This window comes from Rummeliibacillus sp. GQ308, from assembly GCF_059759115.1.
The window spans coordinates 38616-64391 of the sequence record NZ_JCAXDQ010000001.1 but is presented as its reverse complement, the minus strand read 5'-3'; the positions used below and the strand labels follow the sequence as shown (position 1 = coordinate 64391).

At 38.7% G+C, this 25776-nt stretch carries 21 protein-coding genes; 6 read left to right on the top strand and 15 right to left on the bottom strand.

What is annotated here, in order from left to right:
* The first annotated feature begins 19 nt into the window (after positions 1-19).
* A complete protein-coding gene (gene helD, locus AC6CHJ_RS00330; RefSeq protein ID WP_498288493.1) occupies positions 20-2242 on the top strand; it encodes an RNA polymerase recycling motor HelD in 2223 nt (740 codons plus the stop codon).
* 125 nt (positions 2243-2367) lie between these two features.
* Here helD and AC6CHJ_RS00325 read toward each other — a convergent pair whose 3' ends face one another.
* From AC6CHJ_RS00325 to AC6CHJ_RS00310, 4 genes are all read right to left on the bottom strand, one after another.
* Positions 2368-2505 (bottom strand): hypothetical protein, encoded by a 138-nt coding sequence (locus AC6CHJ_RS00325; protein WP_158512613.1) that lies wholly within the window; start codon positions 2503-2505, stop codon positions 2368-2370.
* A gap of 129 nt (positions 2506-2634) precedes the next feature.
* Positions 2635-3501 (bottom strand): GNAT family N-acetyltransferase, encoded by an 867-nt coding sequence (locus tag AC6CHJ_RS00320; protein ID WP_498286962.1) that lies wholly within the window; start codon positions 3499-3501, stop codon positions 2635-2637.
* A 15-nt stretch (positions 3502-3516) separates the two neighbouring features.
* Positions 3517-5340 (bottom strand): ABC transporter ATP-binding protein, encoded by a 1824-nt coding sequence (locus AC6CHJ_RS00315; protein WP_498286961.1) that lies wholly within the window; start codon positions 5338-5340, stop codon positions 3517-3519.
* The gene (locus AC6CHJ_RS00310; protein ID WP_498286960.1) at positions 5333-7063 is read right to left on the bottom strand and encodes an ABC transporter ATP-binding protein; all 1731 of its coding nucleotides are present in this window, start codon (positions 7061-7063) and stop codon (positions 5333-5335) included. Before AC6CHJ_RS00310 ends, AC6CHJ_RS00315 begins: the two co-directional genes overlap by 8 nt.
* A gap of 353 nt (positions 7064-7416) precedes the next feature.
* On the opposite strand from AC6CHJ_RS00310, the gene AC6CHJ_RS00305 reads away from it, so the two are divergent.
* Complete coding sequence (locus AC6CHJ_RS00305) at positions 7417-9423, top strand: sensor domain-containing protein (protein WP_147195603.1); 2007 nt, start codon at positions 7417-7419, stop codon at positions 9421-9423.
* A 98-nt stretch (positions 9424-9521) separates the two neighbouring features.
* Here AC6CHJ_RS00305 and AC6CHJ_RS00300 read toward each other — a convergent pair whose 3' ends face one another.
* Both AC6CHJ_RS00300 and AC6CHJ_RS00295 read right to left on the bottom strand, forming a co-directional pair.
* The gene (locus tag AC6CHJ_RS00300; RefSeq protein ID WP_147195605.1) at positions 9522-9983 is read right to left on the bottom strand and encodes a threonine/serine exporter family protein; all 462 of its coding nucleotides are present in this window, start codon (positions 9981-9983) and stop codon (positions 9522-9524) included.
* Between the two features lie 12 nt (positions 9984-9995).
* On the bottom strand, positions 9996-10736 hold the full coding sequence (locus AC6CHJ_RS00295; RefSeq protein WP_066792061.1) for a threonine/serine exporter family protein: 741 nt from the start codon (positions 10734-10736) through the stop codon (positions 9996-9998).
* A gap of 134 nt (positions 10737-10870) precedes the next feature.
* Between AC6CHJ_RS00295 and AC6CHJ_RS00290 the strand changes: the two genes are divergently transcribed.
* Positions 10871-12217, top strand: coding sequence for a polysaccharide deacetylase family protein (locus AC6CHJ_RS00290; protein ID WP_498286959.1), 1347 nt, complete (start codon positions 10871-10873; stop codon positions 12215-12217).
* 163 nt (positions 12218-12380) lie between these two features.
* Here AC6CHJ_RS00290 and AC6CHJ_RS00285 read toward each other — a convergent pair whose 3' ends face one another.
* Both AC6CHJ_RS00285 and AC6CHJ_RS00280 read right to left on the bottom strand, forming a co-directional pair.
* On the bottom strand, positions 12381-13553 hold the full coding sequence (locus AC6CHJ_RS00285; protein ID WP_249775203.1) for a saccharopine dehydrogenase family protein: 1173 nt from the start codon (positions 13551-13553) through the stop codon (positions 12381-12383).
* Between the two features lie 15 nt (positions 13554-13568).
* Positions 13569-15047: an aldehyde dehydrogenase family protein gene (locus AC6CHJ_RS00280; RefSeq protein ID WP_249775961.1), complete on the bottom strand. Its 1479-nt coding sequence runs from the start codon at positions 15045-15047 to the stop codon at positions 13569-13571.
* Positions 15048-15226: 179 nt separating this feature from the next.
* Here AC6CHJ_RS00280 and AC6CHJ_RS00275 point away from each other — a divergent pair, with 179 nt between their 5' ends.
* Both AC6CHJ_RS00275 and AC6CHJ_RS00270 read left to right on the top strand, forming a co-directional pair.
* Positions 15227-16021, top strand: coding sequence for a TIGR00266 family protein (locus tag AC6CHJ_RS00275; RefSeq protein WP_066791523.1), 795 nt, complete (start codon positions 15227-15229; stop codon positions 16019-16021).
* Positions 16022-16203: 182 nt separating this feature from the next.
* Positions 16204-16326: a hypothetical protein gene (locus AC6CHJ_RS00270; RefSeq protein WP_256366249.1), complete on the top strand. Its 123-nt coding sequence runs from the start codon at positions 16204-16206 to the stop codon at positions 16324-16326.
* A gap of 104 nt (positions 16327-16430) precedes the next feature.
* On the opposite strand, the gene AC6CHJ_RS00265 is transcribed toward AC6CHJ_RS00270, so the two are convergent.
* From AC6CHJ_RS00265 to AC6CHJ_RS00235, 7 genes are all read right to left on the bottom strand, one after another.
* Complete coding sequence (locus AC6CHJ_RS00265) at positions 16431-16889, bottom strand: VOC family protein (RefSeq protein ID WP_249775202.1); 459 nt, start codon at positions 16887-16889, stop codon at positions 16431-16433.
* Positions 16890-17159: 270 nt separating this feature from the next.
* A complete protein-coding gene (locus tag AC6CHJ_RS00260; protein WP_066791519.1) occupies positions 17160-18200 on the bottom strand; it encodes a ribonucleotide-diphosphate reductase subunit beta in 1041 nt (346 codons plus the stop codon).
* An 18-nt stretch (positions 18201-18218) separates the two neighbouring features.
* Positions 18219-20444 carry a ribonucleoside-diphosphate reductase subunit alpha gene (locus tag AC6CHJ_RS00255; protein WP_249775201.1) on the bottom strand — a complete coding sequence of 742 codons (2226 nt, stop codon included), beginning with the start codon at positions 20442-20444 and terminating at the stop codon, positions 18219-18221.
* A gap of 457 nt (positions 20445-20901) precedes the next feature.
* Complete coding sequence (locus tag AC6CHJ_RS00250; RefSeq protein WP_249775200.1) at positions 20902-21729, bottom strand: undecaprenyl-diphosphate phosphatase; 828 nt, start codon at positions 21727-21729, stop codon at positions 20902-20904.
* 99 nt (positions 21730-21828) lie between these two features.
* Positions 21829-22923: a metallophosphoesterase gene (locus AC6CHJ_RS00245; RefSeq protein WP_249775199.1), complete on the bottom strand. Its 1095-nt coding sequence runs from the start codon at positions 22921-22923 to the stop codon at positions 21829-21831.
* Positions 22924-23037: 114 nt separating this feature from the next.
* The gene (locus AC6CHJ_RS00240) at positions 23038-23349 is read right to left on the bottom strand and encodes a hypothetical protein (RefSeq protein ID WP_249775198.1); all 312 of its coding nucleotides are present in this window, start codon (positions 23347-23349) and stop codon (positions 23038-23040) included.
* 108 nt (positions 23350-23457) lie between these two features.
* A complete protein-coding gene (locus tag AC6CHJ_RS00235) occupies positions 23458-24273 on the bottom strand; it encodes a lipid II flippase Amj family protein (RefSeq protein ID WP_249775960.1) in 816 nt (271 codons plus the stop codon).
* Positions 24274-24549: 276 nt separating this feature from the next.
* Here AC6CHJ_RS00235 and AC6CHJ_RS00230 point away from each other — a divergent pair, with 276 nt between their 5' ends.
* A complete protein-coding gene (locus AC6CHJ_RS00230; RefSeq protein ID WP_498286958.1) occupies positions 24550-25761 on the top strand; it encodes an AI-2E family transporter in 1212 nt (403 codons plus the stop codon).
* Positions 25762-25776: the final 15 nt, after the last annotated feature.

Sequence of the window (25776 nt, the reverse complement as noted above, 5' to 3'; positions counted from 1 at the left end):
TAAGCAAAAGGGGGTCCTTATTTTGGCAAAACATCCGGATTTCAACGAAGAAGAACAACATCTTTCTTATACGAAATATTATATGCAGAAGCTACTAAATGAATCAGAAAGTGAGCTTGAAGCTGCCCAAGCAAATCTTCGCTCTGCAATGTCCGATTTGGAATATCTCGATTCCAGTCTTAGCTACCAAAATATATTAACCAACACGAGGTTCTTTGATATGGCAAAGAACCAAAAAGAAGGACTCGAAGCGATAAAACAAAAACCCTATTTTGCGCGAATTCATTTTCAAAAGGAAAATGAGCCGGCAGAGAAGCTATATATAGGTAAGACCTCTCTCTTTGACCGAGATTCACAAGAACCGATTATTGTAGATTGGAGATCACCTGTTGCCAATGTTTATTATGATGGACGTTTAGGTGACCTTACCTATATGGTAAATGATGAAGAATTGAAGGGCCATCTCTTTTCAAAGCGCCAGTACAAAATTGAAAATGGCAAGCTGCTGGATGTCCGCGATATTGATCTGACAACAAACGATGAACTGTTACAGGATGCGCTTGCTGGAAAAGCAGATGTACGCTTAACAGAAATCGTGTCGACCATCCAAGCGGAGCAGAATGAAATCATTCGGGCACATTTAAAGCAGCCTATTCTTGTCCAAGGCGCAGCGGGTAGTGGAAAAACTACGATAGCCCTTCACCGTATTTCTTATTTCTTATATACAATGGGCGAACATTTTAAACCACAGAATTTAATGATTTTGGCGCCAAACCGTCTATTTATAGACTATATAGCGGATGTACTGCCAGAGCTTGGTGTAGGACAAATTTGTCAAACGACCTTTGCAGAGTATGTTCAAAAGGCCACAAACATCAAGGTTAAAATTCAAAACGCTAATGAACAGTTGGAGAATGCCATCCATAGTGTAGAGGAATACAGCTGGATTACAAGAATGAAAGGCACGATGCAATATCTTGAAATAATGAATCGTTATATTAAGAAACTTGAATGGCAAATAGCAGACCAATTTGAGGATATTTATATTGAAAAATTCCGCATGATGAAAGCATCACACCTACGCAGACTTTTTTTAGAAGACTATCAATATATGCCCATAGAAAAAAGACTCGCAAAAATTCGTTCTGTTTTACAAAACCATATTCGACAAAAGAAAAAACAGCTGATTTACACATTAAAAAAACGCTACGATGATATATTAGATCGCTCCATCTTTGGCATCCGGGATGATGCGAAACGAAAAGAAGTTGTCACCAAATGGATCGATGAGCGTGATGAGCGACTACCGCAAGTCGAGAAAGAAGCAAAGACTGTTGTTTCCCGTTATATGAAACGCTTTGATAAATACAAGATTAAAGTGCTTTACCGTACATTTTTAACAGACCCAGTACTTCTGCAGGAATTAGCTCCAAGCTTTACGAAGGAAATGCAGGAGCAGTTCTTAAAAGCACATGAAAAGGAAACTTGGACATTGGAAGACCTTGCTGCGCTGTACTATTTACACGCCCGTATTAAAGGCGTTAAAGATGAATGGAAAATGAAAGTTGTCTTCATTGACGAAGTACAGGATTATAGCTTGTTCCAGCTAGCTGCTTTAAAAGAAGGCTTAGAGACTGACATGTTTACAATGGTCGGTGATCTTGCACAAGGAATTCACAGTTACCGATCTCTCACTGAATGGGACCCTGTACGTGAACTTTTTCCCCGCGCAAGCTATAAGACATTGCAAAAGAGTTATCGAACAACTATTGAAATTATGAATGTTGCCAACGAAGTGCTTCAGCAAATGGACGAGGACCTTCCCCTCGTTGAACCTGTTGTGCGGCATGGAGAAGAGCCCGCTTTCCATCCAATGGAGAAATGGGAGCCTAAACAACTAGCGGAACTGTATGAAGAAATCAGAGGTAATGGTCATCGCTCCATTGCATTGATTTGCAAAACGGCGGAGGATGCCAAGAAAGCAGCGAAGGTACTTTCAAAAGAAGGCCTACATATTCAGACACTAGAGGAGTCATCAGCCATCGATCCAGATGCGCTACTTATTGTCCCAAGTTATTTATCAAAGGGACTAGAGTTCGATGCCGTTATCATTGCTGCGATTGACGAAGCCTTTTATGATACAGCACTTGATCGTAAGCTTTTATATGTGGCACTTACACGCGCCATGCATGAGTTACATTTGGTTGCTCCTAAAAAGAAAGATCTACTATTAGAAGACTAATCTATAGATTACTTTTAATAAGTTGCCTAATTTAGTTAAATGAGCGTTCCTTAGGTTAAAAATAAGGCTACATCTGAGTATACAGATGTAGCCTTAATTCATTCACAAGCTTTCTTTTTGCAGGTTTACTTTCGATTAGGAATAGGATAATAGCTCTTTTTTAAGCGAGTTTTAACTGGTCTAAAATGCAATACTTTGCCAAGTACATGGCTTAATAAATTTTTGTGTCCGCCTTCCGCTTTACGCAATGCAGGTAGCCTCATACCAAAAACCCCCTAAAAGCATGTGATAGTCCATCTTATGAAGACTCTTACCCAAAGTATATCCCATTTAACCCTTTTTAGTGTTAATTTTAACCTAAAATTTACAGAACATTTATAATATATTTTATCTTACTTATTGTTTTTCACAAAATAATCAATCTGTTGGATGATAGTAAAATCATTGTTCTGATAAATGCGAAGTGCGTTTTGATTTTCTACTTCTACATCTAAAAGGACAGATTCCATCCCTTTTTCAGAAGCTTTATGTCTTACCCATTGCAAGACTTCAGAGCCTATCCCTCTTTTTTGATGTTCTTCTCCGACTACAAATGCAGTAATCCAAAGACTTTCTCTTTCTTCTGCCAGCGTCACAGTCGCAACGCTCTCATCCAACTCATCTACCATGTATAGCATTCGGCCTTCTGTATTTGTATTATAATAGATCAGCTCTTCCGTCTCTTCAGGTAAATCTGAAAAGCCCTCTTGCATAAGTGCTATGACCTTATTCTTGTCATCTTCTTTATATGGTCGGATGGTTCTATTCCAATTTTCTGGATGAAGTTGGGGCAATGCCTGTAGCGTTGCTTCTGCCGAACTAAAGTCATAACCCAGTTTTTCTAAAAATAAAGCACTCGCTTCTTCATGATAAGCAACTGCCATATCGCCCATCGCACCTCTTTCAAGAAGGGCATTAGCGAATGCTTGGAAAATGGCTGTTCCAATTCCGATTCGTCGGAATTGCGGATGAACTGCTATTGACCATTCATATGTGTTGAAGCCAAACATATCGCTTGCGCATAAGACGCCGAGCAATTGGTCCTGTTCATTATATGCCAGTATCATAAACCCTTTGCATTCAGCATTCTTCCAAAGATCCTCTTTCATTAATAGCGACAGATCTTTATTTAATTCCTGAGATGCTTCTAGTAAATCTTTGACCTCTTGAATTGTCTCATCATCTACGGGATAAGTTGCCCTCATTACGTATATATCCATAAGTTTCCTTGTCCCCTATTCATTATTGTTTTGCAGCATCTGATAGAATATGCCTTTTTTCTGAATTAATTCTTGCCTGCTGCCTGATTCTACTAATTGTCCTTGCTCCATTACAAATATAACATCGGCTTTCTTCACCGTATTTAATCGATGGGCAATGACGAAACTTGTGCGTCCTTCCATCAACCGTTCGAGCGCTTCTTGTATTTCTAATTCTGTAACCGTATCAATGCTGCTTGTTGCCTCATCTAGCAATAGTATAGAAGGTCCTGCTACAAGGGCTCTAGCAATTGAAAGCAATTGTTTTTGACCTTGGCTGATTTCGCCGCCATCCATTGCTAATTCTGTGTTATATCCATCTGGTAAAGACATGATAAAATGATGGGCATTTGCTCTTTTGGCCGCTTCTATTACCTCTTCATCTGTTGCATCCAAATTTCCATACCGAATGTTTTCCATAATGGTTGCTTGGAATAAGAATGGCTCCTGCAGGACAAATGCCATCTGGCTTCGTATCGTTTCTCTTGCATATGAAGAGATAGGGGCTCCATCTATCAGAATGCTGCCTTCTTGAGCGTCATAAAAGCGGGCAAGAAGCTGCATAATCGTTGTCTTCCCTGCCCCGGTAGCACCAACAAGCGCCGCTGTCTGACCCTCTTTCACATGAAAATTGATATGCGATAATGTGTACGCTTCTTCTTCTGCATTATATTTAAAAGAGACATCTTTAAAGCGAACATCTCCCTGAATCTTTTTATATGGTTGATGCTTTGCTTCATCTTGCTCATCTTCTTCATCCAAAATGACGAAAACTCGCTCTGCTCCGGCAATCGCAGATAAAATATTGTTAAATTGGTTGGCTAAATCATTTAAAGGCCTTGTAAATTGGCGTGCATATTCCGCAAAAACGACAATTGTACCAATCGAAACATATCCATTATAAGCAAGAATACCACCGGCGCCAGCCACGATCGCAAAGCTTGCGTTATTCAGGAAATTCATCACTTTTGGAATCGCTCCAGAATACACATTTGCCCAGTAGCCAATACGCCGCAATTCACTGGATTTTTCTGCAAAGTCTTCAATCACACGCTCCTCCTGAGAGAAGGCTTTTACAATACGTTGACCTGAAATCGTTTCTTCGATCATTCCATTCAGCATACCGAGCGCCTCTTGCTGCCTTTTAAAGAGTCTTCCCGTCCGCCGTGTAATGAAGCGGGTGGAAACAAACATGATGGGAATAATCACCATCGTAAGGAGCGTTAGGAGGGGGCTCATCGAAACCATGACAACCACAGTACCTATCAATATCAATGTACTCGAGAATACTTGAATAAAGGTGCTGTTAAGCGTAGAACTAATATTATCTATGTCATTGGTCATCCGGCTCATTAAATCTCCATGCTGCCGTTGGTCGAAAAACGAAATAGGCAGTCTTTGGAGTTTTGAAAAAAGACTTGTACGCATGCGATACACTGTTTGTTGAGCGATGCCAATCATCCAATAATTTTGTAAAAACAGAGACAGAGACAAGCCAACGTATACAGCGACAAGAATGCCAATGATAGATTTGAGTCCGCCGTATCTCTTTTCTACAAGATAATCATCTATGATTTTTCCAATCAAGTAGGGGCCGAGCAAGGATAGAATCGAGCTAACGATGACCATGAGTAGCACGAAGATCAGCAACCCGCGCTGTTCATCCACTAGCTTCCAAATGCCGCCTAGTGTCCTACGCCAATTGGCCGCTTTTGAACCTTTTTTCTTTTTGGAGGATTGAATTTCTTCTTTTGTTAAAACAGGCTCATACATATAGGACCGAAACCAATTTTTAATCATTATATTTCTCCCCCTCTGCTTGAGACCTGACGATTTTGCTATAGAGCGTTGAGCTGCCCAGCAATTCTTGATGTGTACCGAAGGCAGCTACCGCCCCATTGTCTAGCAGTAGAATACGATTCGCACCTTTCGCTGTTTGGATTTTTTGAGTAATGACAAGCATCGTAGCAGATATGGTGTCGAGTTCTTCCCATAATGCTGCTTCCGTCTTTACATCGAGAGCACTTGTACTATCATCGAATAAAAGAATAGGAGACTTCCGTAAAATGGCTCTAGCGATGGATAAACGCTGTTTCTGTCCACCCGAAAGATTGACGCCTTTTTGTCCCACTCTTGTTTGATATTTGTTTGGGAAACGTGTGACGGACGTATGGATTTGGGCTTGAACAGCAGCTTTCTCTATATCTTCCTGCGTAGCCGTTGTTGCGCCCCACCTCATATTTTCAGCAATTGTTCCTGTGAACAACAAAGATTGCTGTGGTACGTATCCTAGGTATTGACGTAGCTCTTCTGCCTTCCAATCAGTAATATTACGACCATTCACAAAGATTTCACCTTCTGAACAATCATAGAATTTTAGAAGCAATTGAAAAATAGTCGATTTTCCAGAACCTGTTGCACCCATGATGGCAATTTTTTCGCCCTTTCTGCATGTGAAAGAAATATTTTGTAAGGCATATGTTGTTGTGCCTGGGTAATGGAAAGATACATTTTTGAATTCAATAACGTCGTCCTTATCTTCTTTTAATACATCGTTATATGGTATTTTTTCTTTTGGCATGTCTTCAGCCAAGAGGATTTCTTCCATGCGATCAGCAGATGCCTTTGCTCTTGAAAAGAGCATAATAATAAACGAAAACATCGAAAAGGAACCTGTTAGGCGCATGGTATAATTGACAATTGCCGCCAAGTCACCAATCTTTGCATGTCCAGTACTCACTTTCCCTGCTCCAAACCATAAAACCGCCAGTAATGCGATATTCATAACGATTAATAAAATGGGTTGGATATACTCCATCAAACGCAAAGCCTTTGATGTATCATGTTTTAAAAGGAATGCTGCTTTTTCAAAACGTGACCCTTCATATTTCCCTCTAAAATAGGCTTTAATTAAACGAATCGCCTGAAGGTTTTCTTGAATCATTGTATTAATCCTGTCTACACGCTTTTGTACCGCTGAGAATTGCTTGATGCTTTTTTTCACCATAAGATACATGAATATCAGCAAAAAAGGTACACCTACAACAAGATACAGAGCAAGCGATGGATTGATATAAAAAGCCATAATTAAACTACCAATAACGACCAAAGGAGTCCGCAACATAACACGTAAGCTCATAAAAAATACTTGCTGTACTTGTGTGACATCATTCGTCATCCGAGTGATAAGGCTAGCAGTCGGAAACCGCAAAAACGTTGTCATGCTAAAGGATTGTACTTTACGGAACAAAGCTGTACGCAAATCAAATGCAAGATTCTGTGCAGCATACCCCGAGAAAAAGGAATTAATAATCCCAGCAAAAAAGGCAAGTAACGCAAGCAATAGCATAATGGTGCCCCAAAACCAAATGGTATGTATATCGCTCTCAACAATTCCTTCATCAATAATTTTCCGAATAAGCAGTGGCTGTGCCAACTCAACCATTAATTCAATGAGCATCAATAAAAGCGCGATGCTAGCCGGCACTTTATAAGCTTTAATGAAGCCAATAATAGTTTTCACTATTAATCTCCTCCCTTCTTTTCTAGAGTTTTTATTTATTATCACATAACTGTTCGATTTACGAAATAAAATTGATTTTACATTTTAAAGCGACACAATAAGCAATTTATTAATAATATATGTATAATGAGTAAGTTAAATATACCTATTCATAACTCTTCTTTATACCCCCTTATAACCAATCACTTACCTTTAAGTAAAACCAAATGTCTTACATTTCGGGATATATATTTTAATTCTCCTATGCGAAGGCACAAAAAAATACTTTTCTCTAAATACCCTGTTACTAATGACTTATACCTTTCAATTTACTATAATAGAAAATATAGAAATTCCAAGGAGAAATATAATTTATGAGAGAAACCCAGCATGTAAACCCTACTGTACATCCACTTACTCGTCAGACGCCCTGCCCTATGATGATCTTAAATTCAAAAGGAAATATCGTCTCTTGGAATCGTGGAGCTGAGATAGCATTTGGCTATACAGAAATAGAGCTGGAAGGCAATCCACCTCCATTTATAGTAAAAGATTATACCAATACATTTAAAGACCGATGGCTAAATATCCTTCAGTCAGAAGTCCCTATACAACTAAATAACATATTATTGCAAAAGAAAAAGGGAGACCCTATCCAAATCTCTCTTATTCTTAATACATTGTCGATTAACGATGAAAGCTTTGTGCATTGCCAATTCTTATTAGTCGAAGAAGAAGCCGTTGATTTTGTGCTTAATGAAATATCTAACATACATGAGTATTTAGATTCGACCTTTATGTTGGCTGCACTTGATCAAGAAGGGTTGATTACTTATGCGAACCCTTTATTTTTAAAGCAAAGCAAATGGACACCAAAAAGGATTCTCGGTAAATCATTTTGGCAGCTTTTCCCTTCTGATTCAAAAACAACGGAATTCGCCAATAATATTTGGAAGACACTAGAAACGGGAAATCAGTGGCATGGAGAGGCAGAAAAAATTACAAAGGATGGACAGCATTATTGGGTCGACTTAACCGCAATCCCACTAAAAAATGCAAAAGGCCCTTCACATTATATTTTGTTAGAAAATAATATTTCAGACAAAAAACAATTACAGGAACGTCTAGAGAAATTTGCTTATATTGATCAAGAGACTGGATTAATGAACCGCAATCGTCTTGAGCAAGTAGTTGAGTCGATGATAGAAGAAAGAAATCATTTTAGTCTCGTTTATTTTAGCATCGACAAATTCTACTCTTTGAAAGAAATTTATAATGACCAAGCAGACCGTATTGCCCTGCAGGAATTTACTCAACGTTTAAAAAAATATTTTCAAGACAGTGTCATTGCACGTGTCAGTATGGATGAGTTTGTCGTCCTAACACCGCTTGGTGAATGGTTCATTCAAGGGTTCCTGTCTTATTTAGAACAGCATCCGATTTATATCAATCATGGCGCATTCCCTATTTCAATTAGCGGCGGTATTTCAAAGTATCCAAATGACCAAATTTCATTTTCTCATTTGATGAAAGCATCCTATACTGCATTAAAGAAAATACAAGCGGAAGGGGGCGCACAGATTGGCAGCCTTTCAACAGCAGATCATAAGGCTTTATATACGAAGTCCATTATCGAGAAAAGGCTGCTCGTTGCGCTTAACCAACAAGATTTAAAAGTTTCTTATCAACCGCAGCTGGATTTAAATACAGGAGAAATCATAGCCGTGGAAGCTTTTGTGCGCTGGGATGATAAAGAAATAGGCACAGTAGCGCCAGATGTTCTAATCCCTATCGCGGAAGAGACAGGGTTGATTAATAATATTGGCACCTTTATGTTGGAGCAAGTGTGTATGCAAGCTGCACAATGGAAAGAATCTGGTCTAAACATTAAGGCCAGCATTAATTTATCTGTGCGCGAATTTCGAGATAAAAATATGGCCAAACAGATCAGTAGCATATTAGAACGCACAAATTGCCCTGCAGAATTGTTGCAAATAGAGATTACCGAAAAGTTTGCATTGGAAGCGGAAGCAGAAAAATCTATTATTAAACAAATGAAGCAGCTGCATAATGATGGTGTCCGTTTTGTTCTTGATGACTTTGGCACAGGTTATGCCTCGTTCCGCTACATGCAGATGTTGCCGCTCTCTCAATTCAAGATAGACCAAACCTTTATATCATCCATGCCTTATCAGCCAAAAACGCAAAAGCTTGTTAACGGCATGATACAATTCGGCAAATCCATTCATATGGGTGTCTTAGCCGAAGGTGTTGAGACAGAAGAACAAAAAGAGCTTCTTGCAGAATATGGTTGTGATGCGATTCAAGGCTACTTGGTCGGTTATCCAATGGATGCAGATGACATTGAAAAGTTGTTTTAAAAAAATAACAGCAATTGGACCATTTCAAATGGGCTCAATTGCTGTTTTATTATATGTGAAATATGAGTGATAGCTAAAGAACAAACAGATATGCGGAATTAACCTGCTTTGATCATCCTAGCCTTCCTTTTCCGAATGGCTCTGAAAACTAGCTGCATTAATACTTCTGCGAATACGAGCCCCATAACAATAGCGCCAGCAATAATAAACACTTTCGCTCCATATTGCGTGCTCTCGACGTAATCATTTTCAACAATCGAGCGCATTGCATTATAAGCAAGACCCCCTGGCACAAGAGGAATAATTCCCGCAACACTAAATACAATCATAGGTGTTTTAAATCGACGTGACAACAAATGGGCAGCAATCGCGATTAAGAAAGCACCCGCAAAAGAAGCAAACACAGCATCGACACCCTTTTGCATAAATGCAAAATAAATTAACCACCCGCACATGCCGACAAGCCCACAGTGAAACAGCGTTTTCTTAGGCGCATTAAAAATAACGCCAAAGCTAGCTGTCCCTATAAAACTTAGCACTCCTTGATATACCCAATCCATTCAAAACATCTCCTAAAATGACAATGTGAGCGCTATGCCGGCTCCGATTGCAAAGGCGGTCAAAAGAGCTTCCATCCCTTTTGCTACACCAGAAACAAAATGACCTGCCATTAGATCACGCACCGCATTGGTAATTGCTAACCCTGGAACTAGCGGCATGACCGAGCCGATAATAATCTTATCAAGCTGTGCTCCTAACCCTGCTTTTAACACAAGCATGGCTGCTACGCCGATAAACAAGGATGCTGTAAACTCTGCAAAGAACTTCACTCTTGTTAAAGAATGCATAGCCAAATAAATTAAATAGCCAAATGCACCGATTGCCATAGCTGATGGCACATCAACCCACTTACCATTGAATAAAATTAAAAAACATCCGCTAGATGTTGCTGCTGCTATCAGCTGCACCCAAACAGGGAAGAATAAATTCGTCCTCTCTAAACGTAAAAGTTCTTCATACGCGTCCCCAACAGTAATGGCACCGGAGGTCAATCTCCTTGAGATGGCATTGACTACTGCAATTTTCTCTAAGTCCGTTGTACGGCTTGCAATCTGTGCAATTCGAGTGGGTCTTTTGTGACCCGCTGAAAAAATGATACCCGTTGGTGTGACAAAGCTTTGAGCGTCTGTGAATCCTTGGGAACTGGCCATTCTTAGCATCGTATCTTCTGCTCGATACGTTTCAGCCCCGCTTTGGATTAACAAACGTCCAGCTAGCAAAAAACAATCAATAGCTAATTCTTCCTGTGCTATTTCGATCAATACCTTTCACCTCATACTTCAATTATCTTTTTTAAACAAAAATGTTAGATTTAACATTTTTCTGCTCACTTTTCCTGTCGAATAGGGTAGAATAAAACTATCACACCTAAGGAGGAAGTACGGGAGTGACTACTAATGATCACCCAAAAAAGTATTACCTTTCTATACTTATTTTGATGGGTATTGCAATCTTGGCACTTATATTTTTTGTATCTAAAACACTGATTAACCAGAAGCATGGAGCTCCTGCTAGCAATCCTAAAGATAAACTAAACATAGTATCCAACACAACGCAAAAACAAACAAAACATGAAGGCATTTATTTGGTGACTGAAAAAGCAAAAGCAGCCGATAAAGATGTTGCCTACACGATTCAGTTTCCTAAAACGCCTAATAAAGCATTTAATCAAAATGTTACCGACTCTGTTGATAAAATGCGAGACGATTATTTAATAAACCAGATGACAACAGATACTAAAGGGAAAAAGAGCAAATTAACGATATCTACTAAAATGATTATCTATAAAAAGAACTATTATTCATTTGTTTTAACACAAACTCTCAACAAGAAGAGGAAGTGTGTAAAAACATTTATGTATGATTATAAAAACAAAAAAGTCATCTTATTGCAAGATATTATTCAAACAAAGCAAAATCTTGGCGTTTTATCTAGGACTGTTAAAGGCGAAATCATGTCCGATTGCCTGATAAAATCGCATCGCGATGCTGCTTCTGTAACAAATATCACACGGCCAATATGGGGTAATTATCAAGAATTTGCTCTAACAAAAAACGCATTTATTATTTATTATAATCCAGGCGAGCTCTCTAAGAATATAACGGGCATAAAAAAATATGTTATCCCTTTAACATCTACCACCAACGCTATTCTCGCTCCACCTTTTAAGAAGAAACAACCAGCAAAGAAAATTGCTTTGACATTTGATGACGGGCCTAGCAATACGGTAACACCTAAAGTATTGCGCATATTAAGAAAGCATCACGCTAAGGCCACATTCTTTATGCTAGGACAACAAGTCCATAAGTATCCGAATGTAGCCAAAAAAGTGTACGCAGATGGCCACGAAATTGGCAGCCATTCTTATTCTCACCCTGATCTTAGAACATTGCCGATTAAAAAAGTTAAACGACAAATCAATCAAACGAATGCAGAGATAAAAAAAGCTACTGGTTGTATGCCTTTTGCTTTAAGACCGCCTTATGGAGCTTATAATAAACGAATTCAAGCCCAATCATCCCAACCTATTGTTTTATGGACAGTAGACACGCTGGATTGGAAATACCTTAATTCAAAGAAACTTTTATCTCAAGTGAAAAAGGATGTCTACCCTGGTGCCATCGTGTTGATGCACGATATACATCTATCCACTGCACAGGGACTAGATGCTGTCTTAACGTACCTTGAGAAAAGAGGCTATACATTTGTGACGGTACCCGAATTGCATTCTTAGAATGGTAGATAACTAGTTAAATAAGCAGAGCGTAGAAGCTAATAAAAAAACCGAACACTATGTGAAATTTACACTTTTTCACATTTGTTCGGTCTTTATTATTTTACTCATCCGTTCATTTGCATTTCGCTTTAGGCTTCCCTCAGGATTAGACCCATTCGTACTAGCCCTTTACAATACTTGTTGAGCGGTGCTTGATTTCAGTAATCTTTACCCCTCGATGCTCCATTTCTTTAATATACGCTTCACCTGGTACCACTTTTTCTGGCGGGTAGACTCCTCTTTTATCAATTGTGCCATCGCCAACTAGTTGGGCAACTACCGCAATAGTATTCGCGGTTGCTTGAGCCATAGCCGTTTCGTTATTCACCTGGTCTCTGTATGTTACCATTTCATATTCATAGGAAACAGCTTCTTCATTGCTTTCACCGCTAACAATTACACGCAATAGTACAGCATCTTGCTTATCGCCAAGACCAATCTTACTTTCCAGTACCTCGCGTAAAACATCCCTTGCCTTGACCTTCTGCCCATTCACTGTTACTTCTGTTTCTTTGTTTGTAAGGCCTAGATCAACGAGTAACTTGAATTTTTCGGCATGGCCTGTATAACGCACCGTCTTATATTCTAATGTTTGGATATCTGGATATGACTCCGGCAATGTTGATAAGCCGCCAGAAGTATGGAATGCCTCTAAGCCATTGAATCCTTTAAAATAGAAAGGCTCCACTTCGGATAGAGATGGAATCTCTTGTAAAACGCCATTACGCACAACATGAGATGGATCTGTATAGTGATCAAACACGCCTTCTAGTGAAAATACCACATTATACTCTAATGGTGGTTCCTTCTCTACAGGTATGCCGCCAACATAGATTTTTATAGATTTCACGTGATCTAGTTTAGAGGCACCAAAACCGGACAGGATATTAATCATGCCAGGTGCTACACCCAAATCGGGAATTAGCGTAACACCCTTCGCTTGGGCTTCACTGTTTAATTTTAAAATTTGGTCTGTCGCTCCGCCAATATGGCCGCCAAGATCTACACAATGGACCCCTACTTCAATGGCAGTCTTTGCAACACGCTCATTAAACGTGTAGAAAAGTGCATTAATGACTACATTCGCTTTTGACATAACCAACTTCAATTGCTCATCATTCGTTGCATCAAGCTGTAATACTTCTACTTTCTCTGACTGCAATGTATCAGCAAATTGCTTCGCTTGTTCTTTGTTTAAATCCGCTAAAAAGACTTTTTCTATATTTGGATTTCTCACTAAATCACGAGCTACTTCTTTCCCCATTAAACCAGCACCCAAAACGGCAATTTTCATCCTGTTTCCTCCTATCTATTCTGTATCAATTTGTGCACGTTGCAGCTTACCACTGTAATCAATGTAGACACTCTTCCATTCGGTATACACATCTAATGCAGCTACACCAGAATCTCTATGGCCATTGCCCGTTCCCTTCGTGCCACCGAAAGGCAGATGGATTTCAGCCCCTGTCGTCCCTGCATTGACATAGACAATACCAGTATCCAAGTCGCGCTGAGCTTTGAATGCACTGTTGATGTCTTGTGTGAAGATCGAGCTAGACAATCCATACTGAACGCTATTATTTACTTGGATTGCTTCTTCTAAATCAGCTACGGCAATTAGCGAAACAACAGGACCAAAAATTTCTTCCTGTGCAATGCGAGCATCCGGTGCAACATCAGTGAAAAGAGTCGGAGCATAAAAATGACCTTGGCTATAAGGTTGTTCTGTTAAAATATGTCCTCCGGCAAGCAACCTCGCTCCTTCTTTCTGTCCTTCTTCCACATAATAATGAATTTTTTCCAGAGCTTTTTGATTGATGACAGGGCCAACTTTGACCGATTCATCTAATCCATCCCCGATTGACAGCTGTTTCATCGCCTCAAGCAAACGCTGCTCTAATTCTTCCTTTACATCTTTATGCACAATAACACGGCTACATGCGGTGCAACGTTGCCCTGCTGTTCCAAATGCACTCCACAAAATCCCATCTACCGCTAGATCTAAATCAGCATCAGCCATGACAATGACCGCATTTTTCCCACCCATTTCAAGGGATACCTTTTTTAGATGCTGTCCGCCAAGACTAGCGACTTTCCTGCCTGTTTCGGTGGACCCTGTGAACGAGATGACTTTGACATCTGGATGTTCAATCAGCGCCGTTCCTACTTCGCCGCCAGAACCGAAAACAATATTGGCGACACCTTTTGGTAGGCCTACCTCATCAAAGATTTTGGCCATTTCATAGGCCATCATTGGTGTTTCAGTTGCTGGCTTCCATACAAATGTATTGCCTGCCACGATTGCAGGGAAGCTCTTCCACGTCGCAATGGCTACAGGGAAATTCCAAGGTGTGATTAAGCCGACAACACCAATTGGTGCTCGAACGCTCATGGCGAATTTATTCGAAAGTTCAGATGGGGTAGTTTCACCGAATAATCTTCTGCCTTCTCCAGCCATATAGAAAGCCATATCAATGCCTTCTTGTACTTCGCCTCGTCCCTCTTCAATCACTTTTCCCATTTCTTTGGTGAGGACAGTCGCGAGGTGTTCTTTCTTTTCCTGCATTTTCATGCCGATTGCATATAAATATTGCGCTCGTTTCGGTGCAGGCACTAAAGCCCATTCTTGCTGCGCCTGCTTTGCTTGCGCCACTGCTTCATTGACGATTGCTTCTGTGGCGAGTGGTACCTCAGCCAATACTTCTCCATTAGCTGGGTTTAACACACTTGTCCATTTTTCTTCCTCTGTTGCTAGAAATCTTCCTCCGATATAATGCTCTAATTGAATACTCATCATTATTCCCCCTTGTTGTATGATCGATCTGCAACCCTCTTGCTCTACTATTCTACATAAGAAGAGGAAATCCTTTGTATAATATTTTTATTATTCAAAATATTATATTGCGGAACTTTTTTATTCTCTCATACGTAACTTGTTATAGATTATACGATTCGGAGGGTTTGATTATGAATAACCATGAAATTGATTACAAATTATATGGCGATGATATGCAATTTGTTGAAGTGGAATTAGATCCAAATGAAACAGTGGTGGCTGAAGCAGGCGCACTTATGATGATGGAAGACGGCATTCGGATGGAAACTGTTTTTGGTGATGGTTCAAGTAGAGGTGGCGGCGGCTTAATGGGCAAATTGATGGGTGCCGGCAAACGCTTGATTACTGGAGAAAGCTTATTTATCACGACCTTCACAAATGAAGATATGGGAAAACGCCATGTTTCATTTGCTGCTCCTTATCCCGGCAAAATTATACCAATGGATTTAAGCATTTACGATGGCAAAATCATCTGCCAAAAAGATGCATTCTTAGCTGCTGCAAAAGGTGTGTCCATTGGCGTAGAATTTCAACGAAAACTAGGCACAGGCTTCTTTGGGGGCGAGGGTTTTATCATGCAAAAGCTAGAAGGCGACGGAATGGCATTTGTCCATGCCGGCGGAACGATTATCCGCAAAGATCTTCAAGCTGGTGAAAGACTACGAGTAGATACAGGATGCTTGGTTGCGATGACAAGCAACGTTGATTATAGCATTGAAGCTGTAGGCGGCGTTAAAACAGCTCTGTTTGGCGGAGAAGGCTTATTCTTTGCAACACTGCAAGGACCTGGCACTGTTTGGATTCAATCATTACCATTTAGCCGCTTAGCAAGTCGTGTATTTGCTGCTGCTCCTCAAACAGTTGGGGGTTCACAGGTTGGTGAACGCGGCATCGGCGGCGTATTTAACTTGTTTAGTGATGACTAGCTCTGTTTTTCGCCGGTTAAGTTATAAACGAACCATAACTCTTTTTATTCCATCTTTTTTAGAGGGAATAAAAAGAGTTTTTTCTTGTCCTCCCGCTCGATATTTTCTCATCTCTATGAATGCATTAATGCCTAAATGGGCACTCTGACAATAGAGAAAATCGGCCAGAGAGGAAGATCGCAATGAATGATAAAAAAGAGTCAGAAACAAGCCTTATTGGAACTTTCTTTTTTGTATTAGCCGTTGGATCTTTTATTGTGGCAGGATGGACTTTTTGCCTGAACTTTTACTTAGATCAATTTTGATATTTTCTATATATAAAAAGGATAGATGAACAGCATGGTTATAGCTGATTCATCTATCCTTTTTGTTGCCTTAAAAGTTGGACAACTGTAGTTATTTTATTTAATCACTCTCTACAACATAACGTTTCCCATTCTTTCCAGGGCATAATCTCTAATTCAGGTTTTGGCTGATCATCTAGCATAGCAATAAATTCAATTGAGTGACCATCTGGGTCTTCAAAGTAGATAGATACAGCTGGCATAAAAGGAAATACTAATAAATTATCAGCACTCTCTCCAAAAAAGTTTGTTGTCTCAATGTTCAAAGAGGTCAAATAATCTTTCGCTGAAGAAATATCATTTAAATCTACTCTGAAAGCAAAATGCTGTCTTTGAACTAAGGAACTTGGATAGTTCTCTCGTATACCTAGCATAGCCTCTCCAGGTTGTCCCACCCAATAAAACTTTAGTTTTCGTTCCGCATCTTCATATAATGGAATAATATTTAGCAGCTTCTCGTAAAACTCCGCAGATTTTTTATAATCACTGACATTTATATGTGTTTCAAAAATACCTTTTATCATGAATATGCTCCCCTTATTCCCTTGTGTGAAATTTTTGATAATTAATTACAAAGTTAATTTTAGTTTTCACTTTTATACTAATCAACTAATCTGTCCTATTTAGCATTAATTCCCCCATCACTTTTTTCTTACTAGGCTTTCAGCTCATGCAATCCAGCAAGGGTTTACTAAAAAGCAAAGGATATTTATCAATTTTCAGTAAAAACTGCAAACAAAAAGTACATCACTTTTGTAAGTGATGTACTCGTTTGGTATTTATAAAGTTATTTATTAAAGTTCATCAAAGCCATTGTCTTGGACATTAACTTTTGTATATTGACGTGAACGTTGTTCAAAGAAATCTGTCTTGCCAAGATCTACATCCTCATAAGCTTTAATCCATTTCATTGGGTTTTTGCGGTAACCTTCAAATGGACGTTCATAGCCTAATTGGTTGCAGCGGACATTAGTATAGAAGTACACGTAATCTTCCACATCTTCTACCTCTAGCCCTTCGATCTTGTCACCGATAATTTCGTGTGCCCATTCAATTTCTAACTGTGCTGCTTCTTTAAAGATCGCTTGCACATGTTTTTCACGCTCTGGTGTGTTGTACTCAGGGTATTCTTCCAACAATTCTTTATAAATCTTTACAAAGAGATCGACATGAAGCTGTTCATCACGATTAATATAATTAATCATCGTACTTGTTGCTACCATTTTTTGGTTGCGCGCAAGATGATAGAAGAACGAGAATCCTGAATAGAAGAACAGGCCTTCTAAAATCACATCATAAACAACGGAATCAAGCATATTTTCGATAGTTGGCTCCTCAGAAAATTGGCGATAGCCTTTAATCACGAAGTCATTACGTTTCTCTAGGATTGGCTCAGTGCGCCAAAAGTCGAAAATGCGATCTTGTTCATCTTTTGATACAAGGCTAGAAAGAATATAAGAGTATGAATGATTATGGATGACTTCTTGCTGTGCCAGAATAATCATCAAGGCATTAAGGCTTGAATCTGTTAAATAGTCAGCTACTTTGCCGGCATAATCTGTTTGGATACTATCTAGTAATGCTAGCAAACCGATAATTTTTTTGAATGATTCTTGTTCATCTGCTGTTAGTTGAGAAAATTGTTTGATGTCATTGCTCATATTAATTTCAAAAGGCGTCCAGAAATTACCGAGCATTTTTTTGTATTTAGGATAAGCCCAGCTAAAGCGTACATCATCCCAATTCAAAATGTTAGATGAACGGCCGTTGACAATTTTTGTCGAACGATTGGGTGCTTCTTTGTCCATAAGTACTCGTTTATTGACTGTTGTCATATTAAATCCCTCTCCTTTTTAGCTTTCACAAGACTCACATTCTAATAATTCAACTGAAGTAGAACGTACATAATAAGTTGTTTTAATGCCGCTATTCCATGCATTTAAATGAAGAGCCAGCAATTCTTTCGCTTTGACGGTATTTTGTACATATAAATTTAAGGATATACCTTGGTCAATATGACGAGAGCGCGCTGCATTTTGTTTAATCGTCCAATTTTGATCGATAAAGTAAGCAGATTTATAGTACCAAGTTGTTTTTTCATTCAAATCTGGTACTGTAACTGGGATTTTATAATCTTTTTTCTCTTCAGAATAGCTCTTCTGGAACACTGGGTCGATACTTGCTGTACTACCGGCAATAATAGAAGTCGTTGAGTTAGGAGCGACTGCCATTACATAGCCATTCCGCATTCCTTGCTCTGCAACTTGTTGACGCAATAGTTCCCATTTTTCTTTGCCGTCATAGCCATGGTTTGTGAAGTATTCACCTGTGTGCCAATCTGAGCCTTCAAATAGTGGGTATGATCCTTTTTCTTTCGCTAGCTCGGAAGATGCTTTAATAGTTAAGTAAGCGATTTGATCATATAGCTCGTCCGCGTAAGTAACTGCTTCATCTGATTCCCATGTGATGCCTTTTAATGCAAGCAAGTGGTGCCATCCGAATGTACCAAGGCCAATACCGCGATAGCGTGAATTTGTGATTTCAGCTTGTTTAACAGGGATATTATTCAACTCAATTACATTATCAAGCATACGCACTTGAATACCGATTAAACGTTCTAGCACATTCGCCGGTACTGCTCTACCAAGATTGATAGATGATAAATTACACACAACAAAATCACCAGGTTTACGGCGAGTGACAATTAAGTCATCTTCCACTGTAATAGTTTCAAACTCAGTTGCACTCATGTTTTGTGCAATTTCAGTACATAGGTTACTTGAGTAAATCATACCTGCATGTTTGTTTGCATTCATGCGGTTTACTTCATCTCTGTAGAACATGAATGGGACGCCTGTTTCAAGCTGTGAACGCATAATCCGTTTCATGATATCAATAGCAGGTACAACTTCAGAAGATAATTCAGGGTTTTCTACACAAGCTAAATATTTATCTCTGAAAGAACCTTGTCCTCTTGTTTCATCATAGTAGTCCTCTAAGTTGAAGCCCATAACTGTACGTACTTCATGCGGATCAAATAAATGCCATTCTTCACGATTTTCTACTGCTTCCATGAAAATATCTGGGAGACAAACACCTGTAAAGATATCATGTGCGCGCATACGCTCATCACCATTGTTCAATTTCAAATCAAGGAATGGGAAAATATCTTTATGCCAAACATCTAAGTAAACTGCAATTGCCCCTTGGCGTTGACCCAACTGATCAACTGATACAGCTGTGTTGTTTAGTTGTTTAATCCATGGAATCACACCGCTTGATGCGCCTTTAAATCCACGAATAGATGAACCACGGCTACGCACTTTACCCATATAAACGCCGATGCCGCCGCCAAATTTAGATAATGTCGCAACATCTGTGTTGGAATCGTAAATGCCCTGTAAACTGTCATCTACTGTGTCAATAAAGCAGCTAGAAAGCTGACCATGCGTTTTCCCAGCATTCGCAAGGGTCGGAGTAGCTGTTGTCATATAAAGATTGCTCATTGCCCAATAAGCTTCTTTTACTTTATCTAGTCGATTATCACTTTCGTTTTGCATCAATGTCATCGCAATGACCATCCAACGCTCTTGTGGTAATTCGATTGGCGTATTGTCGTGTTCACGAGTCACATAGCGGTCCATCAATGTTTTGAGGCCGATATATGTAAATAACTTATCGCGCTTCGGTTCCATCGCTGCCGCTAGCTGTTGTAATTCTTCAGGTGTATATGCTTCAGCTAGTGCCGGATCATATAACCCTTTTTCTACTAATTCTTGGACCTGTTTTGGAAAAGCTTGATAGACCTCTGTAGGTTGAACATGGCGAAGTGCTGCATATTCTTCGTAAATTTCCGCTAGCAACAATCGTGCTGCGACAAATGTCCAATAAGGTTCTAATTCATCTAACAGGCTTAATGCTTCAAGCGCTAAAGCACGTGTCCATTCAACAAGCGTATATTCCGGATGCTTATCTTCTAAACGTTCATGCTTCCGTCTAAGCAGCTCTAAATCCTCTTTTCCAAACTCTTCTTCTAGTTGCTGCATTACTTTTTCTTTTTCATCCAAACGAATTAGCATATTTTTGTCTCCTTTTTACAAAATCTATCCCAAAAGATAATCGTTTTGGCTCTTTCGTTAAAAAAGCGATTGTTTTAACCCAATGGCTGAACAATCGCAAGGCTTATAAAGGAATAAATTTATTGATTCCGAAGCCTACGAAATGAGACACAAAACGACATAATCTAGGTTGTATAATTAGTGCTGAAAAGCTACATCTTGTGTCTACAGAAAGAAAATTCACCTGTTGTTTATGTGCAATTTCCCCATTGCGGCTAGCTTTAACCGTCTAACTGCAGAAAAGATAAAAATGTGGCTTTCATACTATATATTGTGTTATATCACCAACACAATAAAGATATATTGTGTTTTTACTGTTTTTTATTATAGCACAAGACAAGTTTATTTGGCACTCTTTCACTTAAATAATATATTTCACATAATTAAAAAAAGATGTCGAAAACCGACATCTCTTTTTCTACATATATACGATAATTGCAAGTATAATCGCTAGAATAATACGATAGATGGCAAACGGAACTAATTTCACTTTCGAAATAAGCTTCAAGAAAAACTTAATAGAAATAAGAGCGAACACAAATGCGCTGATAAATCCAACGATATAGAAATTCATGTCGCCGAAATTAATTTCATTCCAATGTTTCAGCAGGGATACAAGACTGGCGCCCGCCATAATAGGAACCGCCATAATAAACGTAAAGTCGGATGCCGTACGATGGTCTAGCCCTAGCATAACACCGCCGGAAATCGTTGCTCCTGACCGAGAAAAACCTGGCCATAGGGATAAACATTGAATAAGCCCCACTTTAAATGCTTGCCCATATGATAAATCATCAAGTGAGTGCACTTTTGGTCTTTTTGGTCCCCATTTATCCGCGGCAATCATAAATAACGCTCCGAAAAACAGACTGAAAATAACAGTTTTAATACCAAATAAGTGCTTGTCAATAAAGTCTTCGAATAGAACACCTAATATACCAGCAGGGATAATACCCACGATGACATGCAACAAATTGAAATGATGATGAGGTCTTTGTCCCTTGATATGATATAAACCAACAAGGCTTAACATCCGCTTCCACATCACCACAACGACTGCTAGGATAGAACCCAGCTGAATCACAATTTTGAATGTATTGGCCGATGACTCGCCAAGAAACTCTTGCGTTTTCAACCACATATCATCGACGATAATCATATGGCCAGTAGAAGATACAGGGGCGAATTCAGTCATGCCTTCCACAAAACCTAAAATGATGGATTTTATTAATTCAATTATTTCCATAATAACTCCTTATCTTTTATTTGATGCTTCATTTGGCTATTGCCAGCAAAATTAATCATAACACATCGGGAATGGTAGCTATTTTATAATTCCATTACATTAATCCGTCAACTTCACGTCTACAATCCACATTTCACTCCGGCTATTAGTTCGAATCGGTGGCCCCCAAAATCCAAAACCAGATGATACGAGATAGTGCGTTGTATTTTTTAATAAATAACCATAGTCCAACTCAAATGTTTTTTTCGTTATCCACTGATTGGGCCACATCTGCCCGAGATGAGTATGGCCTGAGAGATGGATATCGACACCAAGTTCTGTAGGTGTGCTCAAATCTGATGGCGTATGGTCCATGACTATCCACGGATATTGCTGATCAACATGCTCAGCTAATTCTTTTAAAGACTTGCGAGTAGTATTCGTCTTATCTTCCCTTCCTGTTAAATAAAACGCATCGGCTATACATATTGTTTCATCTTGTAAGATGGTTACAGAAGATTTTTTCATTTCTTCTACAAATATAGGAATTTGGCGACCGTAATATTCGTGATTACCTAAAACTCCATATACACCATATGTAGAAGTTAACTTTTTCATGACCTCATCCATGTGATATGCCTTAAACCAATACGGGTGATCGTCTACAATATCACCCACTAATAATACGACGTCAGGCTTTGTCTCATTCGACATATTCACAAATTTTTGTAAAAGCTTTTTGTTAGACAAGATGCCTAGATGAAAATCTGACGCAATGACCATACGAAAATCTTTACCTTCAGGATGATTTTTTTTAACAGCTATCTCTTTTCTCCTAATGACCGGTGAATACGCCATATATGAGCCAATTCCTATGATCAATGCGAATATGCCAATAACAGCTACTCCTACCCATAAGACTGTTAGTGAGGGAATGAGCCATAGGGCTAAATCAGCGAGCGGGAACAAGAGAAGCCCATATTCGACCAACACCATCCAGTAGGCGCTCACCACTTTAGTTAGACGAAACTTTTCATTGAAATTGCTGATGACAATACTATATGCGATATAAAGCCAAACAATGGCAAATATAAGGCTAAAATGAGAGTGAAAAACGGTTGATAAAAAGTGGTACACATTCCATCCAAGGTAATAGACAATCAAATTATAAATGACAAGCAATAAAAGACCTTTGACTATTTTGCTAACTCCCATAGAACGCTCCTTTCCTCACCTTTTTAAACTGTATGTAAATATATTTCCATCAAATAACGAAGTAGAACAAGCCCAATTTCTTACTTTACTAAGGAAATCAGGCTTTTACTTATTTTAATATGGCGCAATCCAAATAAAGTAATGCATAAAAATAATGCAAGAATATACAGTTAGTACAGTAGTTAACAAAGCGCTTCTTTTTAAAATTACTTTATAGAAAATAGGCGCGTATCTCCTAACAACAACCATTAAAATACTAGTCAACAGGATCCCTATAAATAATTCTGGTAAAGCTAAATAAACAGTAATATCTCCTATCGCTAGCAATGCATCTAGCAAGACCGCATAGCCTAGTAATCTAAACTTACCCGCGTGTAATTGCAAGTTGAACAGAAGCCGGCTAATCATAAATTTTATATTATCCAAACTCTCCTCCCCCTTACCAGTAATTATATATATTTTTGGTTAATTACGGCAAATTAGAGGCGATTATCCATAGTATCTTTATAAGCAATTGGGTTACTTAACAGAAACTTAAATCCATTCAGCAAACCAAGCTACATAATATGCCGCAGGGACAAACAGTAGCTGAGCTAAAAGCGTGCCTAAAAATTTTGAACTAATCATGGTTAATGAATAACTTTTCAAATATACATAATCTACTTGTTTTTTTATCACTCGATCGGCTAATACAGACACTTTTGGATCGATGAATAGTGTTAATAGCAATGTCGCAATTCCATTGATAATTCCAGAAGACATCAATGCTGTCTGCGCATAATCGCTCGGTACTAGCATCGAGGCATAAATAGATGAGAGTACCCCTGTTGTAAATACAGCTGTGATAAGGATATTAATCATAAATAGACGCTTAGGGATGGTCTTGAATGTGATATCGTGCAAATAATGCCATTTTGGCAGTCTAAAACAACGCAAAATATTTTTCATACCCTTTAGATTGAACTGCTTCTTAAATAAGGTAAATAAAGAACCCTTTTCATTTGATAAGCCAATAATAGCTCTTGAAAAAATGTTAATAAAAGCAGGAAAAAGAAATATTCCGAGCAAAACCCCTAATGATGTCACAGCAATTAATATTCGATACTGATCCTCTATATAACTTAATTTGTCCATCTTCGGGGCTTCCACAATAAGCTTAGCCGTTAATGGCTGTTGAATCATTGTAGAGAATCTAGAAACAATCACAAGCGTACTAAACAAAGAAATTGCCGTAGCGATTAATTTCACTCTAACCCCCGATATTCTCGTAGAATAAGCCAATGTATCAATCATTGTGACAATCACTAGAAATAGCGAGATGATGATAAGTTTGGACGTAATAATCTGTATAACCTCCCATGATAGATATCTCATAAATATTCTTTAATCATTATGTAAATTTCATAAAGCATTTTGCTATTTTATGATGAGCAGCCTTCCACCGGACTTGCAAGCATCCGAGACATGAACCATTACAGTATAAGCAAGCAATTTAGTTAGAAACAGTCTTATAAAGGGTAAAGAATAGTTATCTAACTAGCAAGACGCTATTTTTTAAGCAAGGTTCAAAAATAAGCAGCATTTGTTGGATACATTCTAAAGAATGACCAGGGGTGGGTGAGTATAATGCAGATTAAAGATTCAAAAGGCACTATCTTCAAAAAGAAAATTTTAAACAGCAAATTTGTTATCTATACACTTATTGTCTTCATCTTGAGTATAACTCTTCTAGCGCTATCTAAAATCGGATTTGTTTTAATCCCTTTCGCTATCTTTATTAGAACTATCTTTTTGCCGATCATACTGGCAGGAATTTGCTTCTATTTATTCAATCCTTTGATTGATTTCTCCGAGCGAGCTGGGGTTAAGCGGACTATATCCATTTTATTATTATACGTATTGATTATCGGCATACTTACGGTCATTATTTCCTCTGTTCTGCCAATTTTAAAAGAACAGATTCAAAGTCTCATCATGAATATTCCAACTCTCACAAAAGAGGTGCAACATACGGTTTTACAATTGGCACATAATGATTTTGTTGAAAAATGGATGCAACCTCTAAATGCCGATATTGACCGGCTGTCTAAAAGTGTGTCAGGCTATCTCAGCAATAATGCAGCAGATTTTTCACATGGTATATTTTCGGTTGTAGGAACCATTACAGAAGTGATTATGGCTGTGGCAGTGCTTCCTTTTATTCTTTTCTATTTATTGAAGGACGGTGATAATCTGCCAACATATATTCTACAGTTTTTGCCAGATCAATCACGTTCAGAAACCAAGCGAATCTTAAGCGAAATGAACCATGCGTTAAGTTCATATATACGTGGTCAAATCTTCGTATCCTTATGTATCGGCACATTACTTTTAATTGGCTACCTTATTATCGGCTTAGATTACGCCTTAACGCTAGCAATCATTGCGATGGTAACGAATGTAGTGCCGTATCTAGGGCCTATTATTGCTATCACGCCAGCCATTATTCTTGCGCTGATTCATTCGCCATCTATGCTGGTGAAATTAGCCATCGTTTGGGTCATCGTTCAATTGCTTGAAGGAAAACTAATCTCTCCACAAATCATGGGCAAATCTCTGCGAGTCCATCCGATAACGGTTATTTTCGTTATTTTGACTGCTGGAAATCTATTTGGTTTGCCTGGGATTATTTTGGCGGTACCAGGCTATGCAGTACTAAAAGTAATCGTCACACATATTTATCAATTTATTCGATTACAGTCTAACATGTTTGCGGATAAAAAGATTATTACAGAAGAAGAAGAGGTTCCTACCGAGACCTCACCAATTATTGTAGGCCCAGAATCTCAAGATAAATAGTTGAATGTATAAAAG